This is a genomic window from Pseudomonas sp. VEM90 (assembly GCF_054611535.1).
Genome location: NZ_JBTRAR010000048.1, coordinates 1 through 7711 on the forward strand (window position 1 = coordinate 1; position 7711 = coordinate 7711).

5 protein-coding genes and 1 pseudogene are annotated in these 7711 nt (G+C 62.8%); 3 read left to right on the plus strand and 3 right to left on the minus strand.

The annotated features are described in order from the left end of the window. Positions 1-222 precede the first annotated feature (222 nt). Complete coding sequence (locus ACYCCG_RS25870; protein WP_209964332.1) at positions 223-1569, minus strand: class II 3-deoxy-7-phosphoheptulonate synthase; 1347 nt, start codon at positions 1567-1569, stop codon at positions 223-225. 116 nt (positions 1570-1685) lie between these two features. On the opposite strand from ACYCCG_RS25870, the gene ACYCCG_RS25875 reads away from it, so the two are divergent. Then, complete coding sequence (locus ACYCCG_RS25875; RefSeq protein WP_010952896.1) at positions 1686-2441, plus strand: spermidine synthase; 756 nt, start codon at positions 1686-1688, stop codon at positions 2439-2441. A gap of 317 nt (positions 2442-2758) precedes the next feature. Continuing rightward, positions 2759-4472, plus strand: a pseudogene (locus ACYCCG_RS25880) (DEAD/DEAH box helicase). Between the two features lie 141 nt (positions 4473-4613). Here ACYCCG_RS25880 and ACYCCG_RS25885 read toward each other — a convergent pair. After that, positions 4614-5381 (minus strand): DODA-type extradiol aromatic ring-opening family dioxygenase, encoded by a 768-nt coding sequence (locus tag ACYCCG_RS25885; RefSeq protein WP_209964335.1) that lies wholly within the window; start codon positions 5379-5381, stop codon positions 4614-4616. 101 nt (positions 5382-5482) lie between these two features. Between ACYCCG_RS25885 and ACYCCG_RS25890 the strand changes: the two genes are divergently transcribed. Next, the gene (locus ACYCCG_RS25890) at positions 5483-6133 is read left to right on the plus strand and encodes a thiopurine S-methyltransferase (protein WP_209964339.1); all 651 of its coding nucleotides are present in this window, start codon (positions 5483-5485) and stop codon (positions 6131-6133) included. 178 nt (positions 6134-6311) lie between these two features. Here ACYCCG_RS25890 and htpX read toward each other — a convergent pair whose 3' ends face one another. Beyond that, positions 6312-7199, minus strand: coding sequence for a protease HtpX (gene htpX, locus ACYCCG_RS25895; RefSeq protein ID WP_010952899.1), 888 nt, complete (start codon positions 7197-7199; stop codon positions 6312-6314). Positions 7200-7711: the final 512 nt, after the last annotated feature.

The window sequence follows — 7711 nt, forward strand, 5'->3', positions numbered from 1 at the left end:
GGTTCTGATCGGGCGTACAGTCCGTTTGCGATGGCGACGCCGACTCACCTTTCCGCCCTTACGGCGGGTCCCTTTTTGTCGTGGCAAAAAGGGACCAAAAACCGTCGGCTCCCATCATCCGGCCCCTACGCTGCGCTCCGGGGTCCCCTCGCTCCGGCCTCCTGAAGTCGCAATCTGCGTCGCCTGGACTACCGCGCGCTTAGAAGCAAAAGCGAAAAGCGCTCAGCGCCGCACTTGCTTGAGGGTTTCGGCAATCAGGAACGCCAACTCCAGCGACTGATCAGCATTCATCCGCGGATCACAATGAGTGTGATACCGGTCAGACAACGCATCCTCGGTGATCGGCCGGGCACCGCCGATGCATTCGGTGACGTTCTGCCCAGTCATCTCGATATGGATACCGCCGGCATGGCTGCCCTCAGCCTGGTGCACCTGGAAGAACTGCTTCACCTCATCCAGAATCTGCGCAAAATCGCGGGTCTTGTAACCGCTGCTGGCCTTGATGGTGTTGCCGTGCATCGGATCGGAACTCCACAGCACCTTGCGCCCCTCGCGCTCGACCGTGCGGATCAGCCCCGGCAAGTGGTCGCCAACCTTGCCCGCGCCCATGCGCACGATCAGGTTCAAACGCCCCGGGTCGTTGGCCGGGTTGAGCGTGTCGATCAGGCGGATCAGCTCTTCGGGGTTCATGCTCGGGCCAACCTTGACCCCAATCGGGTTGTGCACGCCACGCAGGAACTCCACATGGGCCCCATCGAGCTGGCGGGTGCGGTCGCCGATCCACAGCATGTGCGCCGAGCAGTCGTAGTAGTCGCCGGTCAGGCTGTCCTGGCGCACGAAGGCTTCTTCATAGTTCAGCAGCAGTGCTTCGTGGGCCGTGAAGAAGCTGGTTTCGCGCAGTTGCGGCGCACTGTCCAGGCCACAGGCACGCATGAACGCCAGGGTTTCATCGATGCGATTGGCCAACTGGTGGTACTTGTCGGCCAGCGCCGAGTTGGCGATGAAGTCCAGGTTCCACTTGTGCACCTGATGCAGGTCGGCAAACCCGCCCTGGGCGAACGCGCGCAGCAAGTTGAGGCTGGCGGTGGCCTGGTGGTAGGCCTGCAGCAGGCGATCCGGGTCCGGAATACGGCTTTTGGCGTCGAAACCTATGCCGTTGACGATGTCGCCGCGGTAGGCGGGGAGGGTGATGTCGCCGATGGTTTCATCGCCAGATGAGCGGGGTTTGGCGAACTGCCCGGCCATACGCCCCACTTTCACTACCGGGCAGCCGGCGGCAAAGGTCATGACAATGGCCATTTGCAGCAGCACCTTGAAGGTGTCGCGGATTTTTGCAGCCGAGAACTCGGCGAAGCTCTCGGCGCAATCGCCGCCCTGAAGCAGGAAGGCACGCCCTTCAGTGACTTCGGCAAACTGCCGGCGCAGCTCGCGCGCCTCACCCGCGAACACCAGCGGCGGGTAGCTGGCCAGGGTCTGTTCAACCTTCAGCAGGTGCGCGGCATCGGGGTAGGTCGGTTGCTGCTGGATCGGCAGGGCGCGCCAGCTGTCGGGGCTCCACGGTTGGTTCATCTTGGGCTCGGTATTGTCGGTTGTAGGCTATGGGCCATGGTAACAGTTGGCGCTGCGCTTGTTGCATCCAGGGTGTTGGCGGACAATGCGCGTTTTTGCGCAGGTGGGTGGTGGACATGACGGCGGAACGGCAAGAGCGGCTGCTGGCACGGGTGGAGGATGCTTTTGGCGTCATCAGCGTGTACGAAGTAGACGACTACCGCTTTCTGGAGTTCGGCGATGCGATCGAGCAAAGCTGTGTGTTCACGGCCGACCCCAGCTGGCTGGAGTACGACTATACCCGCGCCATGCTGGTGGGGGCGCTGTGCCACGAATCGCCGGAGAGCGCGCTGTTTCTGGGCCTGGGCGCCGGCACGCTGACCCAGGCCTGCATGAAGTTCCTGCCGCTTGAAGACATCGAGGCCATCGAGCTGCGCCCGGATGTGCCGCGCCTGGCCATGGATTACCTGGGCCTGGACGACGACCCACGGCTGTATGTGCGCATCGGCGATGCCCTGGAGTTGCTGCCCACGGCAGAGAAGGCCGACCTGCTGTTCGTTGACTTGTACACCGACCATGGTCCTGGGGTCGGGCACCTGGCGTGGAACTTTCTGGAAAACTGCCAGCAACACCTGAACCCGGGCGGCTGGCTGGTGATCAACCAGTGGGCCACCGATGATGGCAGGCCGCTGGGCGCAGCGTTGTTGCGCGGGTTGTACCACCGGCATTACTGGGAACTGCCTGTGAAGGAGGGCAATGTGATTCTGCTGGTGCCGGCAGACCTGGAGCAGTCGCTGGACCTGGACGGTTTGAGAGCCCGGGCCGAAGCGCTGGCGCCCCGTTTGGGGTACAGCCTCGATGGGCTGATCCGCGAGATTCGGCCGGCTACCTGAAAGGCTCAACCGCTGCGATACCGAGCGCGCAAGGCTTCAGGGGATTATCGATTCAGCCTGTCGTGCTTGGTGGCCCGATGCTGGCCCTGCACCCGTGAAAATTTTCCTCACGTACGTGACTATTTCAGGTATAGTACGCGCCGGTCTTTTAGCGGACCTCAAAATCAGGTGGTGCAAATCCTCCGAGTCCAGCTTCGGCTGCGCGTCCGCTAGGCGGACCTTCCCAAGTTTTCTTTTTCAATCGTTTTCGCAAATCCCCGCCGCCAAAGCTGCCTGGGTGACCTGACGGTCTTTCAAGGCATGTGCAGCTTTGGAGCATGGGTCTTTGCGGATGCACCTAGAGGCAGACCCATGACCCAGGAAACCGGCGGCTTCGCCGCTCTCGATCTTAATCCGAACATTGTTGCTGCCGTTGTGGCTACCGGCTATGAAGAGCCGTCCGCCATTCAGCAACAATCGATCCCGATCATCCTCGCCGGTCACGACATGATCGGCCAGGCGCAGACTGGCACCGGCAAAACCGCTGCCTTCGCCCTGCCGATCCTGAACAAGATCGATGTGAGCAAGCGCGAACCGCAAGCCCTGATCCTGGCGCCAACCCGTGAGTTGGCGCTGCAAGTTGCTACCGCTTTCGAAACCTACGCCAAGCAGATGCCGGGCGTGAACGTTGTCGCCGTCTACGGTGGTGCCCCGATGGGCCCACAGCTGCGTGCGATCCGCAACGGCGCGCAAATCGTCGTGGCCACCCCGGGCCGTCTGTGCGACCACCTGCGTCGTGACGAAAAAGTCTTGTCGACCGTACAGTACCTGGTACTGGACGAAGCCGACGAGATGCTGAAGCTGGGCTTCATGGACGACCTCGAAGTGATCTTCGACGCAATCCCGGCTACCCGTCAGACCGTACTGTTCTCCGCAACCCTGCCGTCGTCGATCCGTTCGATCGCCGAGCGTCACCTGCGTGAACCCAAGCACGTCAAGATCCAGACCAAGACCCAGACCGTTACCGCGATCGAGCAGGCCCACCTGATGGTCCACGCGGACCAGAAGATCCCGGCTGTGCTGCGTCTGCTGGAAGTGGAAGAGTTCGACGCGCTGATCGCCTTCGTACGTACCAAGCAAGCCACCCTGGACCTGGCCGCCGCGCTGGAAGCCAAAGGCTACAAGGCTGCTGCACTGAACGGCGACATCGCCCAGAACCAGCGTGAGCGTGTGATCGACTCGCTCAAGGATGGCCGCCTGGACATCGTCGTCGCCACCGACGTCGCTGCCCGTGGCCTGGACGTACCGCGCATCACTCACGTATTCAACGTCGACATGCCGTACGACCCGGAGTCCTACGTACACCGTATCGGCCGTACTGGCCGTGCCGGTCGCGATGGCCGTGCACTGTTGCTGGTTACCCCGCGTGAGCGCCGCATGCTGCAGGTGATCGAGCGTGTAACCGGGCAGAAGGTTGCCGAAGCGCGCCTGCCGAATGCCCAGGCTGTGCTGGATGCCCGCATCAAGAAGCTGACCTCGAGCCTGGCGCCGCTGGTAGCCGAAGCAGAAGCCACCCACGGCGAGCTGTTCGACCGCCTGACCACCGACCTGGGTTGCAGTGCGCGTGCCCTGGCTTCGGCCCTGCTGCGCAAGGCCACCAATGGCCAGGCGCTGGACCTGGCGGCGGTAGAGCGTGAGCAGCCGCTGGTGCCGAGCTTTGCCCCGCGTGGTGAGCGTACCGAGCGCGGTGAGCGTGGCGAGCGCCCTGACCGTGGTGACCGTGAGCGTCGTGCGCCGCTGCCGTTGGCCGAAGGCCGCGTGCGTTGCCGTACCGCCCTGGGTGCCCGTGATGGCATCGCTGCCAAGAACCTGCTGGGTGCGATCCTCAACGAAGGTGGCCTGGCGCGTGATGCTATCGGCCGCATCCAGGTGCGCGACAGCTTCAGCCTGGTCGAGCTGCCGGAAGACGGCCTCGAGAAGCTGCTGTCCAAGCTCAAGGACACCCGCGTGGCTGGCAAGCAGCTGAAGCTGCGTCGCTACCGCGAGGATTGATCCTGGCGTAATGAAAGAATCCCCGGCTTAGGTCGGGGATTTTTTTTGCCTGTACCGGCCCTTTCGCGGGCAAGCCCGCTCCTACAGGTACTGAAATCTGTGGGGTACCTGTGGGAGCGGGCAAGCCCGCGAAGAGGCCCTTCAGTCGAACCGATAGATGTCCATCCCCAGCGCGCCCAGGGTAAACCCCTGATGCACCACGCCGAACTTGCTCCCGGCCCCGAGGGCAAAGAACAGCGGCAGCAAATGCTCATCACTGGGATGGTTGCGCAGCGCAAACGGCGCCTGCTGCCGGTAATCCAGCAACGCCGCCTGGTCATCCTCCTGCAGTCGGTCTACCACCCAATCCCTGAACGCCAGCGCCCACGGCTCGATCACATCCGGCCTTGCATGCCAGTCCAGCTCACCCAGGTTGTGGGTAATGCTGCCCGAACCCATCAGCAGTACATCCTCGGCACGCAACCCCGCCAGTGCCTGGCCCACCTTCAGCTGCAGCGCCGGCCCCATGTGGCTGGGCAGTGAAACCTGCACCACGGGAATGCGCGCATCCGGGTACATCAGCGACAGCGGCACCCAGGCGCCATGGTCGAATGGGCGTTGCATGTCCAGTCGCGCGGGTAACCCCGCAGCCTTCAATCGCTCACTGACCTGGCCAGCAAGCCCGGGCTCGCCCGGCGCCGGGTACTGCACTGCATACAGAGCCGGTGGGAAGCCGTAGAAGTCGTGCCAGGTTTCGGGCTGTGCGCTGCCGGTGACCAGCAGCTCGCGGCTTTCCCAGTGTGCCGACACCACCACGATCGCTTTCGGCCGGGGTAGCGCGTTGGCCAACCCGGATAGCGCCGGCCCGCTGGCGCCGGGTTGCAGGGCAAGCATGGGGGAACCGTGGGAAATGAACAGGCTGGGCAGCATGACGGGGTCCTGAAGGTTAAGATGCAACCATCTTCGATTAACTACAGATCGAAATCCAAACCAAGTTTTACCGACAAATTATCTAAAAATCGGGAGTGATCATGGAGCCAGCGTTCTGGCAACAACGGTGGGCCGACAATCAGATCGGCTTTCACCAGGCGCAGGTGAACCCCTATCTGCAGACGTACTGGCCCTTGTTGCAGTTGGCACCGGGCAGCCGCGTGCTGGTGCCTCTGTGCGGCAAGAGCCTGGACCTGGCCTGGCTGGCTGGGCAGGGCTATCGCGTATTGGGTGTAGAGCTGTCGCGGCGGGCGGTGGAGGATTTTTTCCGTGAGCACGGGCTTGAGGCCGAAGTGCGGCAGCAGGGCGCATTCGAGGTTTGGCGCAGTGGAGATGTGCAGCTGTGGTGTGGCGACTTCTTTGCCTTGCGGGCAGAGGATGTGGCTGACTGCGTGGGGCTGTATGACCGGGCGGCGGTGATTGCGCTGCCGGTGCAGATGCGTGCGCGGTATATGCAGCTGTTGTCGGGTTTGCTGCCGGCAAATTGCCGTGGGTTGGTGGTGACGCTGGAGTATGACCAGTCGTTGTTGGCCGGGCCGCCGTTTTCGGTCAGGGATGAAGAGCTGAGACAAGGGTTTGCGGAGTGGCAGGTGGAGCAGCTGGAGGCAGTGGAGGTGATTGAGGACAGCCCGAAGTTCATGCAGGCCGGGGCGTCGAGTTTGTTGGAGCGGGTGTATCAGGTCAGCCGATAAGCAGGTATGGCAGGCTGACGCGGCCCATGTGGGAGCGGGCGCGCCCGCGAAACAGGCGACGCGGTAGAAGGCACCGGCTTTGCCGGTGTTCGCGGGCGCGCCCGCTCCCACAGAAGGCTGCGTAAGGCCGGGAATAAAAAAGGGCGACCGAAGTCGCCCTTTGTTTTTAACAGGTGAATCAGCCGCGCTGACGCAGGGCCTCGATGCGGTCTTCCAGCGGTGGATGGCTCATCAGCAACCCGGCCAGGCCGTGCTTGAGGCCGCCATTGATGCCGAAGGCCTTCATGGTGTCCGGCATGTGCACTGGCAGGCCTTGTTCCACGCGCAGGCGCTGCAGGGCGCCGATCATTGCTGCGGTACCGGCCAGCTGCGCACCGGCTTCGTCGGCGCGGAATTCGCGGCGGCGCGAGAACCACATCACGATCATGCTGGCCAGGATGCCAAGGATCAGCTCGGCAACGATGGTTGCGACATAGTAGGCAATGCCTTGGCCCTCTTCGTTCTTGAAGATCACCTTGTCGACAAAGTTGCCGATGATGCGTGCAAAGAACATCACGAAGGTGTTCACCACGCCCTGCACCAGCGCCAGGGTGACCATGTCGCCGTTGGCAACGTGGCCGATCTCGTGGGCCAGTACCGCGCGCACTTCATCGGGCGAAAAACGCTCCAGCAGGCCCTGAGACACCGCTACCAGCGCGTCGTTGCGGTTCCAGCCGGTGGCGAAGGCGTTGGCCTCGTATGCCGGGAAGATACCCACTTCGGGCATTTTGATGCCCGCTTCGCGAGACAGCTCTTCGACCGTTTGCAGCAGCCACTGCTCGTGGCGGGTGCGCGGTTGGCTGATGATCTGGGTGCCGGTGGTCATCTTCGCCATCCACTTGGAGATGAACAGCGAGACGAGGGAGCCGGCAAAGCCGAACACGGCGCAGAACACCAGCAGGCTGCTGAGGTTCAGGTCGACCCCGTTGGCGGCCATGAACCCGTTGAAACCGAACAGGCTCAGGGTAATGCTTGCAACCAGCACCACCGCGAGGTTGGTGGCTACAAACAACAGAATGCGCATCATGGTTGTTACGTTCTCCTGACGGATGAGTTGTCGCTTACTGCGGGGTATATAAGGGGCCTGCCGCGCCGATTCAATCGGGGGACTATTTCAAACTGTGTACGGCGGAGTATGGCAGAGGATGGCCTGCGGGCTGTGGGATAGAGCGTTGCAGGATGTAAGAAACATTCGGCTTGGGGGCTGCGTCATGGCCGCTGGGTGTTTGCCGCAAGTGGTGTGGCGCCTGTGAGATCGAGCGCCGCCCGCGCGGCGCTTCGCGGGTAAACCCGCTCCTACGTTTGTTTCGGGCCAGTCCCTCCTGTGCCAGGCGCGCGCGACCGCCTTGTTTGTACGACGCGATATCGAGCCATGCGCCAGGGCGTTCGCGCGCAAATCCCACAGGCATAATTGGCCCGAAACAAACGTAGGAGCGGGTTTACCCGCGAAGCGCCGCGCGGGCGGCGCTCGATCTACGCCCCACCATCAACCTTTCGTCGAACCCCTCGTCGAAACTCTCGTCGCCCCCCGTCGAACCC

Coding starts and splice junctions, on each gene's coding strand:
- ACYCCG_RS25870 (WP_209964332.1), bottom strand. CDS start 1,569: ATGAACCAACCGTGGAGCCCCGACAGCTGGCGCGCCCTGCCGATCCAG.
- ACYCCG_RS25875 (WP_010952896.1), top strand. CDS start 1,686: ATGACGGCGGAACGGCAAGAGCGGCTGCTGGCACGGGTGGAGGATGCT.
- ACYCCG_RS25885 (WP_209964335.1), bottom strand. CDS start 5,381: ATGCTGCCCAGCCTGTTCATTTCCCACGGTTCCCCCATGCTTGCCCTG.
- ACYCCG_RS25890 (WP_209964339.1), top strand. CDS start 5,483: ATGGAGCCAGCGTTCTGGCAACAACGGTGGGCCGACAATCAGATCGGC.
- htpX (WP_010952899.1), bottom strand. CDS start 7,199: ATGATGCGCATTCTGTTGTTTGTAGCCACCAACCTCGCGGTGGTGCTG.